We start from the raw sequence: 15857 nt of genomic DNA, 5'->3' as shown, positions 1-15857 counted from the left end.
CCTGTCCTGGGGGGTCTCAGCCGGCCGAACCGCCGGGCGCGTCCAGCGAGGCCGGCGGCCCGTCGGCGCGGTCGTGCACGGACTCCAGCAGCGCGTGCACGACGTACCGCTGCCGCGCCGAGTGCATCGGGTGGCAGGCCGTCATCGTCAGCCACGCCTCGGTGGGCGTCGCACCGGGCTGGTCGGGCACGGGGGCGATGACGGAGACCTGCTGCGGGCTGACGATCTCGTGCGAGGCCACCCGGTACGTCAGCCACTGCGTCGCGGTCTCCACGACGACGGCGTCGCCGTCCTGCAGCTCGGCGATCAGGTGGAACGGCTTGCCGTAGGTGACGCGGTGCCCGGCGATGGCGAAGTTGCCGACCTGCCCGGGCATGACGGACCGGGTGTAGTGCCCGATGCCGTCCTTGAGCTCCTCGGTGCCGGTGCCCTCCACGACGGGGACGGAGTAGTCGGTGGCGAAGCGCGGGACGTGCAAGATCGCGAACGGCTGCCCCACGGGCGGCACGGCGACGGGGTCGACGGGCGGGTCCGCGGCGGGGGCCGCCGGGGTGGGCGCCGCCGGGGCCGGTGCGGGGGCGGCGCGTTCCCAGCGCTGCTCCAGGGAGCTGACCGTCGCCGCCTGCGCCCGGCCGGAGGTGAGGTCGGTCCAGTGCAGCTGCCAGACGACGAACAGCAGCGTGAGGACCCCGGCGGTGACCAGCAGCTCGCCGAGCACGGAGACGGCCCGGCGGATCACGCGGCACCCGCCCGCGCGTAGGTCAGGCGCGTCGTGCCGTCGAAGGCGGGCAGCCACAGGTCCTCGGCGGTCGAGACCTGGTAGCCGAGGCCGTAGGCGGCGACGTACTCGCGGTAGATCGAGACCTCGGCCGACGCGTCGAGCGCGGCCCGCAGCCGGGACGCGTCGCCGAGGGCCGTGATCCGGTACGGCGGGGAGTACGTGCGCCCCTGCAGCACGAGGACGTTCCCCACGCAGCGGACGGCGGACGTCGACACGATCCGCTGGTCCATGATCATCATGGCTTCGGCGCCTCCCAGCCACAACGCGTTGACGACGCCCTCGACGTCCTGCTGGTGGACCACGAGGTCGTCGGGCGAGGCCGAGGCGGGGCGCTGGGTGGTGGGGGCGTCGTCGAGCGTCACGCTCACCCCGGGCCCCTGGACGGCGAGCGCCCCCGAGGCCGTCCCGAGGGCGGGATCGGCCAGCGGGTCGGCCCCCCCGCCGGGGAGGTCGCCGGGGACGGTCTCGCCGTCGTGGCTGAGGGTGTCGACCTCCGCGCGCAGCGTCGCCACCCGGGCGGCGCGCTCGGCGTTGTCCTGGGAGCGCTGCGCGACGACGGACCCGAGGTCGGCCGACTCCGAGCGCAGGTCCGTCCCGTCCGCCGTCAGGGCGCTCGTCGCGAAGAGGAGCCCGGCGGCGGCGAGGACGAGGACCACCCCGGCCCGGCGGGCGATGCGTCCCGTGCTCACGTGCCTCCCTCGTGCCCTGCGGTCCGTCCCGAACACCGATCGTCGCACTACGCTGAGCAGCAGGTGACGGTCCCCGTCCCCGCCCACCCCCGACTGGAGGTCGACGTGCCCCGCCGCAAGAAGTCCGACGAGACGGACGTCACGAGCGACGCGACCGCCACGGCGGACGCCGGGAAGCGCCGTCGCGGCGGGGTCTCGGACGCCGACCGCGAGGTCAAGCGGAAGAACCAGCTGACGCCGCGCTGGTGGATCTGGACGATGATCGGCCTCATGGTCCTCGGTCTGGCGTGGATCGTCGTGTTCTACCTGTCGAGCTCGCTGCTGCCCGTGCCGGGCTGGGACAACTGGAACCTCGTCGCGGGCTTCGCGCTCGTGCTCGCGGGGTTCGCGATGACGACGCGGTGGCGCTGAGGGCACCCGTCCCGGGGGCGCCGGTGGGACCCGCTGCGCCCGACGGGTGACCGGAGCGGCCGGCCGCGCTCGAGCGGCCGCCCTCCCCCTGCGTGACGGTTAGGGTGACGGCTGTCGTCCACAGCCACCAGGGGGCCGAGTGCTGCACGTCGTCTACCGATCCCACGGCGGGGAGAACGCCAAGGGTCGGCCGTCCTGGTACTCGAAGTCGCTGGCGCTGGACTCCTTCCTGCGGACCGTCGCCGCGGCTCGTGCCGCCGGCGTGGACGTCGCGGTGCTCTTCCTCAACGACGGTCCCGTCCCGGCCGAGCGCCTGGGACTCATGCGCGCCCACGGCACCGTGCGGGCGATCACCGGGGGCAGCAACCGCGCGAGCTACCTGGCCGGGCTGAGGCTGGCCGCCCGCTCGGACTGGTCCTCGGACGACGTGGTCCTGTTCGCCGAGGACGACTACCTGTGGCGCCCGGACGCCCTGGTCCGCCTCGCCCGCGCCGCGGCGCAGGACCGGGCCGAGTACCTCGCCCCGTACGGCATCGGCACGCACGACGACGTCGACGGCCGGGCGGCGGGGTGGCGGCGCCCGCGCTCGGGGCGGGGGGAGGAGTCCATCCCGGCCGACGTCGTCCGCTGGGTGCCGCACCAGAGCACGACGAGCACCTTCGCGGTCCGTCTGGGCGCGCTGCGCGAGGACCACCGGCTGCTCGTGCTGTGCTGCCTGTCCGGCGGTGACTTCGACCACACGAGCCTGCTGGCGGTCCAGGGCGTTCCCCGCTTCACGCTGCGCGACCTCGTCGCGCACCACCCGGGCTCGTCGACCCACCCCGTCGTGCGGCTCGCGCGCGCCGTCTACCTGACGTCCTTCCGCAGCGCGGTGGACGTCGCGTCGCTGCGCCGCCCGTCGCGTCGGCGGCGCCTGGTGGCGGCCGACCCGGCCGTCTGCACGCACATGGAGCAGGGGTGGCTGGCTCCCGCGCCGGACGGCCGGCCCCGGTACTGGGAGGACCTCGCGGCCCAGACGCGGCGGTGGGCGGAGGCGGCGCGCGACCCGGACGGGGACGCCCGGCACCACGTCACCGTCTGACTTTCAGCTCACAATCGATCACTCAGAGTCAGACCAGTGGCCGGGGCGGTCGCCCCCCGTTGTCCACGACCTGGGGACGGCGTGTGGACGGACGCGGACCGTCGTCCACAAGCTTTGTCCACCGATTCGTCCACAAGCTGTGGATGAGTGTGGGTAAGAGTCGTTCCGATCCACAGGGCGCCCCACAACCGGTGGACGGAGGCTCCCCGGCTCGCACAGGTGTGCGAATCCCTGTGGACAGAACTCGCGGCTCCCCCGTCGCGCTGGGTGATCGGTGCGGGCGCGTCCAGTCCGGGGTCGGCCGCGGTTCAGTACAGCGCCGCGCCGTACCCCAGACCCGCCAGCACGAGGACGGCGACCACCGCCGTGCCCGCCCACTGCACCACGGGGTGGCCGCGGCGGCCGCGGGCCATCGCCGTGGCCACGAGCGCGCCCGTGACGAGACCGCCGAGGTGGGCCTGCCAGGAAATGCCGGCGACGAAGACGCCGATGAAGAAGTTGAGCCCGATGAGCACCGCGATCTGCCCGGTCTGGCGGCCCAGGTGCCGGTTGACGACGAACAGGGCGGCGAAGAGGCCGAAGATGGCGCCGGACGCACCGACCGTCGCGCTGCCGGCCGCGCCGAGCAGCAACGCACCGACGGCCCCGCCGAGCGCGGACACGACGTACAGCGCCGTGAAGCGCACCCGGCCCAGCAGCGGTTCGAGGTACTGCCCGCAGATCCACAGGGCGTACATGTTGAAGAGCAGGTGCAGGACGCCGCCGTGCAAGAAGGCCGACGTCACCGGCTGCCACCACGCCCCCTGGGCGAACGACCCGGGGAACGGCCCGTTGACCAGCGCGAGCTGGTAGAAGACGATCGTCGGCATGACCTGCTGGGCCAGGAACACCAGCAGGCAGGCCCCGATGAGGACCTTCGTGACGAGGGTGTCCCGGTTGCTGAGGACGCCGCCGAACGTCGTGCGGGCCTGACGGACGCCCTTGTTGCCCTCGGCGACGCAGTCGACGCACTGGACGCCGACGGCGGCCGGGCGCTGGCACTGCGGGCAGGTGGGGCGCCCGCAGCGCTGGCAGCGGACCCACGACTCGCGGTCGGGGTGGCGGGGACAGACGGGGACGTCGCTCACGTCGGGCTCAACGCGCGGGACGCCCCCGTCGTTCACGCTCAGAGCGTGTCCCGGGTCGCGGTGCGGTGCGGGTCAGTCGCGCTCGACGTCCACCGAGCTGATGACGACGGGCTCGCGCGGGGCGTCGCCCGGACCGACCGGCACGGTGGCGATGGCGTCCACGACGGCGCGGCTGGCGTCGTCGGCGACCTCGCCGAAGATCGTGTGCTTGCCGTTGAGGTGCGGGGTCGGCGTGACGGTCACGAAGAACTGCGACCCGTTGGTGCCGTGACCGGCGATCTTGCCGGCGTTGGCCATGGCCAGCAGGTACTTCTTGTCGAAGCGCAGGTCCGGGTGGATCTCGTCGTCGAACTGGTACCCGGGACCGCCGCGACCGTCACCACGGGGGCAGCCCCCCTGGATCATGAAGCCGTCGATGATGCGGTGGAAGGTCAGGCCGTCGTAGAACGGCGTGCTCTTCTTCTCACCGGTGGCCGGGTCCTGCCACTCCTTCGTGCCCTCGGCGAGGCCCACGAAGTTCGCCACCGTCTTGGGGGCGTGGTTCTCGAACAGTTCCAGGCGGATGTCGCCGTGGTTGGTGTGCAGGGTGGCGTACATGACGCTCATCCTTCCACGGGTCCTGCACGGCACCCGGCGGGGCGTCTGGTGGCGGGAAGCGCCCGGGTGCGGTCAGATGACGGGTGGTGATCGTCGCCGACCGTTCGGCGTGGGGCACGGACCGCGAACCCGCACGTACGCGACATCGGATGAACGGGCCAGAGGACGAGCACGAGGAGGAACGGATGTCGTTGACCAAGAGCCACACCGAGAAGCTGCAGGCCCAGGGGGCGACGCTCGCGGGCAAGGTCGCACCGGCGGTCGGGTCCGCCGTCGACTGGGCCCAGCCGCGCCTGGAGAAGGCCTGGGACACGACGATCGAAGCGGCCGCGCCGAAGGTCGAGGCCGCCGCGCACAAGGTGTCCCCGGCCGTCGACAGCGCCCGCGACAAGATCGTCGAGGACCTGCTGCCGAAGCTGGTCGAAGCCGTGCAGGACGCCGCGGGCAGCGCCCGTGACGCCGCCGCCCCCGCGGTGACCGCGGCCGCCGGCGCGGCGACCGCGGCCGCCGCCTCGACGAGCGACGCGGTCCAGAGCGCGGTTCAGGACGGCAAGAAGACCGAGGCGTCGCTGGAGAAGTCGCTGTCGAAGAAGGCCCACCGGGCCCAGCGGCGCGCGAAGGTGACGACCAAGGCCGGCAAGGCCGCGGGCAAGACCGGGAAGAAGGCCGCCAAGGCGGCCGCGAAGCGCACGAAGAAGGTCACCCAGCAGCGGTCCACCGACGCCCTCGCCGTGCTCAAGGGCGAAGCCGTCGCGAAGAAGAAGGGCAGCGCGGGGAAGAAGTTCCTCGTCTTCACGCTCATCGCCGCCGGCGGCGCCGCCGTCTACGCGGCCGTGAAGAACTCCCAGAAGGAGGACCCGTGGGCCGCGCCGGGCGCCGCCTGGACGCCCGCTCCCGCCACCACGACGCCGAGCACGCCGGCGGCGGAGAAGAGCACCGAGAAGCTCGAGGAGGCCACCGCGCCCTCGACCACCTCGACCGACGCGCCCGCGGCGGGCAAGCACGGGTACGCCCCCGTCGAGGACGGGACGCCCGAGGAGCTCAAGGGCGACTGACCCGCGGTGACCGGGGGCCGGTCCCGTCGTGCGACGGGACCGGCCCCCGGCACGTCCACGCCGACCTCAGGAGGCCCCACCGTGCCGGACGACCGCTCCGTCCACCTCGAGCTCGGCCGCGACGAGCTGGTGCTCCGCGGGCGCTACGAGGTCCTCAGCATCGCCAACGACGTCCTCGTCGCCCTCTGGTTCGTGGCCGGCAGCATCCTGTTCTTCTGGGAGAGCACCACCACGATCGGCACCTGGTTCTTCCTGGCCGGCAGCGTCGAGCTGCTCATCCGCCCCGCCATCCGCCTGACGCGGAAGATCCACCTCACCCGCCGTCACGGGTCCGGGCTGGACAGCGGCGGGGAGTACTGAAGCCCGCGGGGATTCCGCCAGGGTCGGCAGCGGGCGGTGCGACCGGGCCGTCGCCGGCGGCGCTGGAGCGGTACGTTCCACGCCACTCCATCGTGGTGAACGGGTTGCGACGCACCGCTTCCGCGGTGCGGTACGTTCTCGCGCGGTGAACCAGCCCCACCATCGGCTGGACCACCTGTCCACCGAGGACCTGCACGAGATCGCCGCCGGTGTCGTCGCCGCCGCAGAACTGGCGGAGGTGATCGGCCGCCACCTCGGCCAGGACGCGCGACCGCCCCGCACCGCGGTCGGCGCAGGACGCGGCCGTCAGCCCCGCCGAGCCTTGCGGTGCTGCACGACGGCCACGAGGCCGCCCCCGGCTGCTGCACCCAGGAGACCCCACGAGATCACCCGCGACGCCGTCGAACCGATGACCGGCTCCAAGAGCGCAGCGGCGACCGCTGCGACGACGAAGACTGCGAGGAGAACGGCTCTGCTGCGGCCCACCGGGTTCGAAGCGGGAGCGGGGACGTTGCGGATCATCGTGTCATTCCTCGATGTCGGGAGACGGTCCAGGCGCCGCCTGGTGCGGCTGCGCCGCTGGTGAGTGCGATCAACCGTGCCCGACCGGACCGCGAACCCCATCCCCCGTTGGTCGCCGTGGTGATCGACCCATGGGCGACCCCCGAGTGACCGGAGGATCACGGCGCACGGTCGGACGCTCGTTCGTCCCACGCTGCACGCGACCTCACGGTCGTCCCGCCGGGCAGCGGAGCGGAGGTCCCCGCAGCACGGTCCACGGACGTGGTGGGGCGGTCGACGACGAGGGCCGGGGTGGGACGACGCCGGGGCGCGACGCTGCCGCTCGCCCTCGTGCCGGTGGCCCTGCCCACCGGTGTCGCGCGACGACGTCGACGCCGTGGAGCTGCTGCGGAGCGGGTCGACCTGCCGTCCTGACGCCTGCTCAGAGCGGCCGGACCGCCCACGCCCGTGCCGCCACGAGGGCGACCGCGGCGGCCCCCAGGACGAGGCCGCACTCGGTCAGCACGACGTGCGGGGCGGTGCTGAACCCGGTGACGTGCCCGGTCCAGATCGCGACGGGCAGGGACAGCGCCGCGGAGACGGGCAGCCCCAGCGCTCCGGCGCGCAGCGTGCGGGTCGGTCCGGCGGCCGAGCGCAACGCCCACCGGACGCACGCCAGGACGACCGTGACGAAGGCGACGCCGAAGACGACGTAGCCGCCCAGCACGATCGGCAGGTACCAGGACGGGTCACCGCCCACCGGGACACCGGCCCACCGAAGGACCGTGCCGGCTGCGTACGTGGCCCCGGCCACGAGCGGGACGAGGAGGACGAGACCGGCAGCCAGCGACAGCGCTGCTCCGACCCCCGCGGCGGCGAGCACCCGCCCGTACACCGGCCAGGCGATGAGCCACCCGTTCTCCCGGGCGACCTCGGTGGCGAACTCGCGCACCGGCGTCCCCAGCACCGACTCCGGGGTCCGGCCCTGCCGGTGGGCCTCCTGCAGGTCGGCCGTCACGTCCCGGGCGACGGCGTCCCGCAGGGCGCGCGGGACGCCGATGAGCCGCCACTCGCGCTGGAGGAGCCGGACCACGCGCCGCACGTCCTCGGGGACCGACCGGTCGCCCGGCGGCAGCCGCGCGATCACGCGTCCCTCCCCGCCCACACCCCGGTGGCGAGCAGGACGGTCTCCACGTCGAGCGTCGCCCGCTGCCACTGCGCGAGCCAGTCGTCGAGGGCGTCCCGGCCCGCGCCGGTGAGCGAGAAGACCTTGCGCGCGGGTCCGACGGGGCTCACCTCCGTCTGCTCGTGCACCAGCCCCGACCGGCGCAGCCGCGTGATCAGCGGGTAGACCGTGCCGTAGCTGACCTCCCGCAGCCCCGCCCGCGCGAGGCGGGTGGCCAGCTCGTAGGCGTGCCCCGGTCGCTGGGCGAGGGCGGCCAGGACGCAGAGGTCGAGGGAGCCCCGCAGCAGTTGTGCCCGGCGGTCCGGGCCCTCCGGTGTCATGCACCGCAAGGTAGCCGGGGGAGCGTGGCGCGTCGACCCTTGCCGGACCCGGGACCCTCCCGCCACCCTCGGACGGTGAGCGGTCCCCCCTCCTGCACGAGCGTCGCCCCGGCACCGCACCGCACCGCGGCGGGGCGAGGCGGCGGGTGCGGGAGTGACCGTCCCCGACGCCGACGTGGTCCGGGCGCTGCTCGAGCAGCAGTTCCCGGACCTGGCCCACCTGCCCGTCGTCCCGCTGCGCACGACGGGCACCGACAACGTGGTGCACCGGCTGGGTGGCGAGCTCCTCGTGCGGCTGCCCCGCACCCCCGCCGCCGAGCAGCAGATCGACCGGGAGGTGCGCTGGCTGCCCGTCCTGAGCCGCACCCTGCCCACCGCGCTACCGGCGGTCGTGGCCGTCGGGCGGCCCGGGAACGGCTTCGCGCGCCGGTGGACGGTCCAGCGGTGGATCCCCGGTCAGGACGCCGTCCCCACGGCTCGGGCCGACTGGACCCGGGTGGCCCGGTCCCTGGCCGGCGTCGTCACCGCGCTGCGCCGCGTGGACCCGACGGACGCTCCCGCCGCCGGCCCGAGCACGGGGGGACGAGGGGCACCGCTGGCCCGGTCGGACGAGCACGTCCAGCGCTGCGCCGCGCTCACCCGGCAGCTCGGGGACACGACGGGACCGACCGCCGGGCTGGACGTCGACGCCGCCCTGGACCTGTGGCGCCGGGCCGTCGAGGCGCCCGCCTGGACCGGCCCGCCCGTGTGGTTCCACGGCGACCTCACCCCCGGCAACGTGCTGCTGCGCGACGGTGACCTCGCGGCGGTCATCGACCTCGGCTGCGCGAGCGGCGGGGACCCCGCCTGCGACGGGCTCCCCGCCTGGACCCTCTTCACCGGCGACGCCCGGGAGGAGTTCCGCCGGCTCACGCACCTCGACGACGCGACCGACCTGCGCACGCGCGGGTGGGCGGTCTTCGTCGGCCTGACCGCGATGCCGCACCACCACGCGACGAACCCGCGGTTCTGCCGCTTCGCGCGCCGCGTCCTCGACGCCGTGCTGCCCTGACGGGCCCCGACGCGCGAGACCGGTCACGTCCTCGACGTGACCGGCCTCGTCCAACCGGTGGAGGCAAGGGGACTCGAACCCCTAACCCCCTGCTTGCAAAGCAGGTGCGCTACCAATTGCGCCATGCCCCCGGGTGGTGCTGGTTCAGCGCACCGTGTCCGTCGCCTCGGCCCACAGCTCGCGCTCGGCCTTCTGCGACGCCCGACGGCGCCACGCGAAGACCCCCCCGGCGAGCAGACCCACCACCAGCAGCTTCTTCACGTTCGGGCCTCCCCACGGGACGAGCCGCGGCGGACACCCGTCACGACGCGGAAACGCTAGCACGCTGAGTGATCGCGCTCAGGTCGACGGTGACGGCGCCGACCGAGGGGTGTCATGACCACGGACCCGGGCTCCCGCACCGCGCTGGTGCACGAGTGGATCGCGGCACGCGCGGGCGCCGAGCAGGTCTTCGAGGTGCTCGCCGGGACGTGGCCGGACGCGGACCTGCACGCGCTCAGCGCCGCGCCCGGCGTTGCGCTCGACCTCGGCGGCCGCGCCGTCCGCACCACCGCGCTCGACCGGCTCCGCGACCACCGCGCCCTCGCGCTGCCCCTCATGCCCGCCGCCTGGGCCCGGCACGCCCGCGACGTCCAAGGCACCTACGACCTCGTCCTCACGTCCCACCACGCCTTCGCGACGTCGAACCGGCTCGTCGCCCCCGGCGGCGTCCACCTCGCCTACGTCCACACCCCGGCCCGGTACGTCTGGAGCCCCGAGCTCGACGGGCGCGGCACCTCCCCCCTGCTGACCCCGGTCCGGCGCGCGCTGGCCGCCGCCGACCACCGCGCCGCCCGGCGGGTCACCGCCTTCGCGGCGAACAGCACCGAGGTCGCCCGCCGCGTCGAGCGGTTCTGGGGCCGGGAGGCCGTCGTCGTCCACCCGCCCGTCGACGTCGCCCGCTTCGCCGCCGCCGGGCCCGACACCCTCGACCTGCCCGAGGGGTTCCTCCTGGCCCTGGGCCGGTTCGTCCCCTACAAGAACCACCTGCTCGCCGTCGACGTCGCCGAACGCGCGGGGCGCCCCGTCGTCGTCGCGGGCACCGGGCCGCTGCTGCCGGTGCTGCGCGAGCGGGCCGCGACCGCGTCGGTCCCCGTCGTCGTCCTCGACCGTCCCTCCCGCGACACCGTGCGGGAACTGCTGCGACGGGCCGCCGTCCTGGTGTTCCCGACCGTCGAGGACTTCGGCATCGTCCCCGTGGAGGCCATGGCGTCCGGGACCCCCGTGCTGGCCCCCCGCCGCGGGGGGTCGGGCGAGACGGTCCTCGACGGCGTCTCCGGGGCCCTCGTGGACGACCTCGCCGTCGACGCACTCGCCGAGGCCCTCCCCCGCGCCGAGGCGTGCGGCGCGGCCGACTGCCGGACGCGGGCCCTCGCCTTCGACGTCGACCGCTTCACCGCCAGGGTCCGCGAGTGGGTCGGTGAGCACACGAGGGTGCTGCGCCCGTGAGCGCCCGGTGATCGTCCTGGTGCTGCTCGGCGTGGCCGGCGCCTTCACCGGACTGCTGTTCTGCGTCACCGCGACCGACCGCACGCGCCTGACCGTCGCCGCGTTCCTCGCCGTCCCGCAGGTGTTCGTCGGGCCGCTGGGGACGCTGAACCTGCCGCTGAGCCAGTGCTGGGTCATCCTCATCGCCGTCTGCTGGCTGCTCGAACGCAAGGAGCTGCCCGTCCGGGACCCCGTGTTCCGCGCGATCCTCGTCCTCGCGATCACGCAGGGCGCCGCCATCGGCTGGTCCCCGGACCCGGTGGTCGGGGTCCTGGAGGTCGCTCGGCTGCTGTCGTTCGCGTTCCTGGCCCTGTACGCCGCGCGGGTCGAACGGGTCCGCGCCGGCGCCCTCACCGGCCCCTTCACCGTCGTCCTGTGCTGGGCCGTCGTCAACGCGGTCCTCGTGTGGGTGTTCCGCCTCTCGCCCGCCGTGGAGTCGGTGTTCCTGCACTCCCCGCTGGCCACGCTCGTCGTCGGCCCGGACGCCATGCGGGCCTTCTTCGCCGACGGCGCCAACAACGTCACCGACCCGCTGAAGGCCGGCGGGTTCTTCCTCGACGCCAACGTCTCCTCGATGTTCCTCGGCGTCGCCACGTTCTGCTTCCTCGCCCTGGGCGTGGGCCTGCGCGGCGCCGCGCACCGGCGCCGCAGACGCCTCCACGGGGCCGGCGCCCTCCTCTGCTGGTCGGCGACCTTCGCGACCGGGTCCAAGACCGCGGCGGCGCTCGCGCTCGTCCTGCCGCTCGCGGTGCGCGGCGTGCAGGTCCTGGGCCGGCCGAACGCGCGGTGGTTCCTGCCCCAGGCCGCGGCCGCCGTCGGGCTGGGCGCCTGGCTCGTGCCGCGGCTGCTGGAGCGGTACGTGCCCGGGTACGCCGACGCCTCCACCGAGAGCCTCGCGAGCCGGGCTCCCCTGTGGGAGTTCGCGGTGCGGATGTTCCGCGAGCACCTCGTCCTCGGTCTGGGGTTCGGCGGCTGGTCGCGCACCGTCGAGCAGTTCGCGGCCCTCGGCATCCAGACGCTGCCGCCGCACAACCTCCTCATCGCCGCCTGGGCCGCCAGCGGTCTGCCCGGGGTGGCCGGGCTGCTGCTCCTGGCCCTGACGATCCTCGTCGTGCTCACCGCGACCGTCGTGAAGAACGTCGGGACGCACCTCGCGCGGACCACGGCGTTCGCGCTCGGTGCGTGGTGGTGGGTCCTCGTCCACGGCATGGGCGACAACACCGCCGTGTACGGGGAGGCGAAGTCGATGATCCTGCTGGCGATGCTGCTCGGGCTCGTGACGAGCCGGCTCGCCGCGCACCGGGCCGCGCTGGCGGCCGCACCCCGGGAGGTCCCGTGCCCCGCGTAGCCGTCGTCCGGCACACCTTCGGCCTGCCGTCCGAACCCTTCGTCCTCACCCAGGCCCGCGCCTTCACCCGGTGGGAACCGGTGCTGGTCTCCCGCGACGAGGTGCCCGCCGAGGTCGCCGGCGCCCTGGCGTCGCACTCGCTCGCGGCGGCCGCGGGAGCGCGGGCCGCCGCGCTGCACACGGCCGGGCTCGCCAGCGGGCCCCTGACGGCGGTGCTGCGCTCGCTGCGGGTCGACGCCGTCCTGGCCCACTTCGGGTTCGAGGCGGCGTGCGCGCTGCCCGCGACCCGGCGCGCGGGGGTTCCGCTCGCGACGGTGTTCCACGGCGTGGACGCCACCACCTCGCGCACCGACCTCCTGCGCGCCCGGCACGTCTCGTGGGCGACGTACGCGCGGCGCGCACGCGCCCTGGCCCACCGCGGTGACCTGTTCCTGCCCGTCTCCGACCACCTGCGCCGGCGGGTGCTGGACCGGGGTTTCCCCGCCGAGCGCACCGTGACGCACCACCTGGGCATCGACCTGGAGGACCTGCCCGTGGCCGACCCCGTCCCGGGAACCGTCGTCCACGTCGGCCGGCTCGTGCCGAAGAAGGGGCACGCCACGCTGTTCCGGGCGCTGACGGGGATGCCCGGCGTCCGGTTGACGTGCGTCGGGGACGGGCCGCTGCGCGCCGAGCTCACCGCCCTCGCGCGCGACCTCCGGCTCGACGTGGAGTTCACCGGCGCCCTCGACCACGCCGAGACGTTGCGGCGCACCGCCCGCTCGTCGCTGCTGTGCCTGCCCAGCACCACCGGGCCCACCGGGGACCAGGAGGGGCTCGGCCAGGTCCTCCTGGAAGCCGGCGCCCTCGGCCGGCCCGTCGTCGCCACCCGGCACGGCGGCATCCCCTCCGCGGTCCTCGACGGCACCACGGGGCTCCTGGTGCCCGAGCAGGACCCGGACGCCCTGGCCGCCGCGATCCGCCGCGTCCTGGAACGTCCGCGGCTGGCCGCCGACCTCGGCCAGGCCGCCGCGCGCCACGTCCGGGAGAACTTCGACGTCCGCACCCGGACCGCGCACCTGGAACTCCTGCTCGACGAGCTGCGCGACGGGGTGCCCGAGGGGGGCCCGCGGTGAGCGGGGTCCTCGTCCTGGCGCGGTCGCTGCCGCTGCACCACGCGGGCGGGATGGAGTCGGTGACGTGGGACCTGTGCCGCGCCCTCGCCGCGCGGGGGACGGACGTCACCGTCGTGACCACGCGGGTCCCCGGGCACCCGGCCGAGTTCGACCGGGACGGGGTCCGCGTCCGCGCGCTGCCCGGGACCGTCCCGGGCCGCTACTCGCGCTCGTGGTGGGCCGCGTCCCGCGCCGCGGTGGCGCCCGACCTGACCCGGGGCGCCGGCGGTGTGCTGTCGGTGAGCGCCGGAGGTTTCGGCGTCCTCGACCTCGCGCAGGCCGCCGGGGCGCGGTGCGTGCTGCAGGCGCACGGGACGTCGCTCGACGAGATCGCCTCGAAACTCGGTGGTCGCCGCCTGAAACCCCTGGTGTCGCTGCCGCGCAGCGTCTCCGGGTTGGTCAAGGACGTGGCGACGTACCGCCGGTTCGACGACGTCGTCGCCGTCGGCCCGGGTGTCGCACGGTCGTTGACGCGGTTCCCGCTGGGCCGTGCCGCCGGGATGCCGCCGGTCCACCTCGTCGAGAACGGCGTCGACACCGGGGTGTTCCGGCCCGACCCCGTCGCCCGTTCCCGCGTCCGGGCGGAACTGCCGGCCGACGGGACCGTGCTCGTCGTCGTGGGGCGGTTGCACCCGCAGAAACGGGTGGACCGCTCGGTCCGCCTGCTGCGGGAGTTCCCGGACGCGACCCTCGTCCTGGCCGGGGACGGTCCCGACCGGGCCGCCCTGGGCGACCTCGCGCGCGGGCTGGGTGTCCAGGACCGGGTCCGGTTCCTCGGGGCGATCGACCGCGCCCGCGTTCCCGCGGTGCTGGCCGCCGCCGACGTCTCGCTGCTGACGTCGCAGTGGCGGGAGGGGTTGCCGATGGCCGTCCTGGAGTCCCTGGCCTGCGGGACCCCCGCGGTGACGTCCCGGACGACCGCCCCCGTCGAGGGGACCGACGTCGCCCGCGTGGACACCGGGGACCCCGCCGCGCTCGCCGCGGCCGTGCGGACCGTCCTGGCCCGCGGCCGGTCGGGGGGTTCCCTGCTGCCGGAGCGGTACGCGCTGACCCGCGTGGCCACCCGGTACGCCGGGCTCCTCGGCACCCGGTGATGCGCGACGGCGTCCGGCGGCTCGTCCTCGGGGGTCTGGCCGGCAAGCTCCTGGGGATGCTGCGCGAGGTCCTGCTCGCGGCGGCGTACGGGACGGGTGTTCCCGCGACGGCGACCCGCGTCGCGCAGACGGGCACCCTGGCCCCCGTCGACCTCTTCACCGCCGACGTCCTGTCCGCCGGTTTCCTGCCCCTGCACAAGGAACTCCTGCGGACCGACCCCGCCCGCGCGCACGACCTGTTCCGGTCGCTGCGCCGGGCCCTGTGGGTGCTGTCCGCCGTCCTCCTCGTCGTGCTCGTGGCGGGGGCGGGCACCGTGGTCCGCGTCGTCGCCCCCGGTCTCGAACCCGGGACCGCCGCGGTGTGCGCGCAGTTCCTGCGCGTCACGGCGCTCGGGATCCCCAGTTACCTGCAGTTCTCGCTCCTGAGCTACCTGGAGATGTCGCACGGCGGTTTCCGGCTCGCCGGGGTGCGCGCCACGGTGCAGAACCTCGGGACGGTCGCCGCCCTCGGCGCGGCCTGGCTGCTGGGTGAACCCGTGGTGCTCGCCTCGGGGTTCGCGCTGGCCTACGTCGGCCTGCACGCCTGGGGCGTCGGTCAGGTCGCCGACCTGCTGCCGGCCCGGCCGGCGGCGGCGACGCGCGGGACGCTGCGACTGGTGTGGCGGCGGGTCCGCCCGCTGCTGCTGCTGCCCGTCGTGCTCCAGGGGTCCGTCGTCGCCGAACGCGTCGTGGCCTCCCTGCTCGGGGACCGGGTCGTCGCCGCCGTCGACTACGCCCGCTTCGTGGCGACGACGGGCGTGAACCTGCTCGCCGTCCCGCTCGGGCTGGCCGGGCTCGCGGCCCTGGCCGGGCTCGACCGGGCCGCCGCCCGCGAGCGCCTCGCCGGGACGCTGCCCGGGCTGCTGCTGGTGGTCGTGCCGGCGTCGGTGGTGCTGACCGTGGGCAGCGCGCCGGTCGTGCAGGTGCTCTACGCGCGCGGGGCGTTCGACGCGTCGGCCGTGGTGACGTCCGCCGCCGTGCTGACGGGTTTCGGGGTGGGTTTCTGGGCGCAGTCGTGCGCGTACGTCCTCGTCAAGGCGCTCAACGCGGCGGGGCGGAACCGGACGGCCGCGGGAGCCCTCCTGGCGGGCCTCGTCGTGACCCTGGTCGTGAACCTGTCGCTGCACGCCGTGCTCGGCCCGGTGGTGCTGGGGCTGGCGGCGTCGGCGGGAGCGGTGGTGACGACGGTCGTCGCCGCCCGGCCCCTCGGGGTGGCCGGGCTGCTGGGGCGGTGGGTGCTCGCGTGCCTGCCCGTCGCCGGTCTCGCGGGGTTCCTCGGCTGGTGGGCGGGGCGCGGCCTGGACGGGTGGCTCGCGCTGCTCGCGGTGGCGGGGTCGGTCGGTGGGGTGTGGGGGGCGGCCTGGCTGGGGGTCGGTCCGTGGCGCCGGGTGGGTGTCGGCATCGTGCGCGGGTCCGCCCCCGGCCCGCGGGGGTAGCGGCGGCGCGTGGCACGCGCCCCCGGCCCGTCAGGTCGGCGCCACCTCGACCGATGGAGAGGCGGACGGGACCGGGCAGGCCGGGACCGCCGTCGTCGGG

At 75.2% G+C, this 15857-nt stretch carries 18 protein-coding genes and 1 tRNA gene; 11 read left to right on the top strand and 8 right to left on the bottom strand.

From position 1 onward, the window contains the following. Positions 1 to 16: 16 nt before the first annotated feature. Together AB2L28_RS14040 and AB2L28_RS14035 are read right to left on the bottom strand one after the other, a co-directional pair. On the bottom strand, positions 17 to 739 hold the full coding sequence (locus tag AB2L28_RS14040; RefSeq protein ID WP_370719600.1) for a class E sortase: 723 nt from the start codon (positions 737 to 739) through the stop codon (positions 17 to 19). Continuing rightward, a complete protein-coding gene (locus tag AB2L28_RS14035) occupies positions 736 to 1470 on the bottom strand; it encodes a DUF881 domain-containing protein (RefSeq protein WP_370719599.1) in 735 nt (244 codons plus the stop codon). The genes AB2L28_RS14040 and AB2L28_RS14035 overlap by 4 nt, the downstream gene beginning before the upstream one ends. A gap of 63 nt (positions 1471 to 1533) precedes the next feature. On the opposite strand from AB2L28_RS14035, the gene AB2L28_RS14030 reads away from it, so the two are divergent. Together AB2L28_RS14030 and AB2L28_RS14025 are read left to right on the top strand one after the other, a co-directional pair. Then, positions 1534 to 1881, top strand: a complete 348-nt coding sequence (locus tag AB2L28_RS14030) for a cell division protein CrgA (RefSeq protein ID WP_370719598.1) — start codon at positions 1534 to 1536, stop codon at positions 1879 to 1881. Between the two features lie 139 nt (positions 1882 to 2020). After that, entirely contained in the window at positions 2021 to 2962 is a 942-nt protein-coding gene (locus AB2L28_RS14025; protein WP_370719597.1) for a hypothetical protein, read from the top strand. Between the two features lie 308 nt (positions 2963 to 3270). On the opposite strand, the gene AB2L28_RS14020 is transcribed toward AB2L28_RS14025, so the two are convergent. Then, entirely contained in the window at positions 3271 to 4089 is an 819-nt protein-coding gene (locus AB2L28_RS14020; protein WP_370719596.1) for a rhomboid family intramembrane serine protease, read from the bottom strand. 72 nt (positions 4090 to 4161) lie between these two features. Next, positions 4162 to 4686, bottom strand: a complete 525-nt coding sequence (locus AB2L28_RS14015) for a peptidylprolyl isomerase (protein ID WP_370719595.1) — start codon at positions 4684 to 4686, stop codon at positions 4162 to 4164. A gap of 149 nt (positions 4687 to 4835) precedes the next feature. Between AB2L28_RS14015 and AB2L28_RS14010 the strand changes: the two genes are divergently transcribed. From AB2L28_RS14010 to AB2L28_RS14000, 3 genes are all read left to right on the top strand, one after another. Beyond that, positions 4836 to 5741 (top strand): hypothetical protein, encoded by a 906-nt coding sequence (locus tag AB2L28_RS14010; protein WP_370719594.1) that lies wholly within the window; start codon positions 4836 to 4838, stop codon positions 5739 to 5741. Positions 5742 to 5822: 81 nt separating this feature from the next. Then, the gene (locus AB2L28_RS14005; RefSeq protein ID WP_370719593.1) at positions 5823 to 6101 is read left to right on the top strand and encodes a YrhK family protein; all 279 of its coding nucleotides are present in this window, start codon (positions 5823 to 5825) and stop codon (positions 6099 to 6101) included. A 145-nt stretch (positions 6102 to 6246) separates the two neighbouring features. Then, positions 6247 to 6687 carry a hypothetical protein gene (locus tag AB2L28_RS14000; RefSeq protein WP_370719592.1) on the top strand — a complete coding sequence of 147 codons (441 nt, stop codon included), beginning with the start codon at positions 6247 to 6249 and terminating at the stop codon, positions 6685 to 6687. Positions 6688 to 7044: 357 nt separating this feature from the next. On the opposite strand, the gene AB2L28_RS13995 is transcribed toward AB2L28_RS14000, so the two are convergent. Continuing rightward, positions 7045 to 7749: a hypothetical protein gene (locus AB2L28_RS13995; protein WP_370719591.1), complete on the bottom strand. Its 705-nt coding sequence runs from the start codon at positions 7747 to 7749 to the stop codon at positions 7045 to 7047. Beyond that, positions 7746 to 8108 (bottom strand): PadR family transcriptional regulator, encoded by a 363-nt coding sequence (locus AB2L28_RS13990; protein WP_370719590.1) that lies wholly within the window; start codon positions 8106 to 8108, stop codon positions 7746 to 7748. The genes AB2L28_RS13995 and AB2L28_RS13990 overlap by 4 nt, the downstream gene beginning before the upstream one ends. Positions 8109 to 8262: 154 nt before the next feature. Here AB2L28_RS13990 and AB2L28_RS13985 point away from each other — a divergent pair, with 154 nt between their 5' ends. After that, a complete protein-coding gene (locus AB2L28_RS13985) occupies positions 8263 to 9159 on the top strand; it encodes an aminoglycoside phosphotransferase family protein (protein ID WP_370719589.1) in 897 nt (298 codons plus the stop codon). 58 nt (positions 9160 to 9217) lie between these two features. Here the strand turns inward: AB2L28_RS13985 and AB2L28_RS13980 are convergent. Beyond that, positions 9218 to 9290 (bottom strand) — tRNA-Ala (locus AB2L28_RS13980). Between the two features lie 13 nt (positions 9291 to 9303). Continuing rightward, the gene (locus AB2L28_RS13975) at positions 9304 to 9420 is read right to left on the bottom strand and encodes a DLW-39 family protein (protein ID WP_370719588.1); all 117 of its coding nucleotides are present in this window, start codon (positions 9418 to 9420) and stop codon (positions 9304 to 9306) included. A gap of 114 nt (positions 9421 to 9534) precedes the next feature. On the opposite strand from AB2L28_RS13975, the gene AB2L28_RS13970 reads away from it, so the two are divergent. The 5 genes from AB2L28_RS13970 to AB2L28_RS13950 are packed head-to-tail and all read left to right on the top strand — an operon-like array spanning position 9535 to position 15757. After that, complete coding sequence (locus AB2L28_RS13970; RefSeq protein ID WP_370719587.1) at positions 9535 to 10647, top strand: glycosyltransferase; 1113 nt, start codon at positions 9535 to 9537, stop codon at positions 10645 to 10647. Beyond that, positions 10619 to 12034, top strand: coding sequence for an O-antigen ligase family protein (locus AB2L28_RS13965; protein WP_370719586.1), 1416 nt, complete (start codon positions 10619 to 10621; stop codon positions 12032 to 12034). The genes AB2L28_RS13970 and AB2L28_RS13965 overlap by 29 nt, the downstream gene beginning before the upstream one ends. Continuing rightward, a complete protein-coding gene (locus tag AB2L28_RS13960) occupies positions 12022 to 13149 on the top strand; it encodes a glycosyltransferase (RefSeq protein WP_370719585.1) in 1128 nt (375 codons plus the stop codon). The genes AB2L28_RS13965 and AB2L28_RS13960 overlap by 13 nt, the downstream gene beginning before the upstream one ends. After that, positions 13146 to 14282, top strand: a complete 1137-nt coding sequence (locus AB2L28_RS13955) for a glycosyltransferase family 4 protein (RefSeq protein WP_370719584.1) — start codon at positions 13146 to 13148, stop codon at positions 14280 to 14282. Before AB2L28_RS13960 ends, AB2L28_RS13955 begins: the two co-directional genes overlap by 4 nt. Continuing rightward, positions 14282 to 15757: a lipid II flippase MurJ gene (locus AB2L28_RS13950; protein ID WP_370719583.1), complete on the top strand. Its 1476-nt coding sequence runs from the start codon at positions 14282 to 14284 to the stop codon at positions 15755 to 15757. The genes AB2L28_RS13955 and AB2L28_RS13950 overlap by 1 nt, the downstream gene beginning before the upstream one ends. Positions 15758 to 15857 lie beyond the last annotated feature (100 nt).

This window comes from Kineococcus mangrovi (assembly GCF_041320705.1).
In the GTDB taxonomy this organism is placed as follows: domain Bacteria; phylum Actinomycetota; class Actinomycetes; order Actinomycetales; family Kineococcaceae; genus Kineococcus; species Kineococcus mangrovi.
This window is presented reverse-complemented; position numbering and strand designations above follow the sequence as displayed.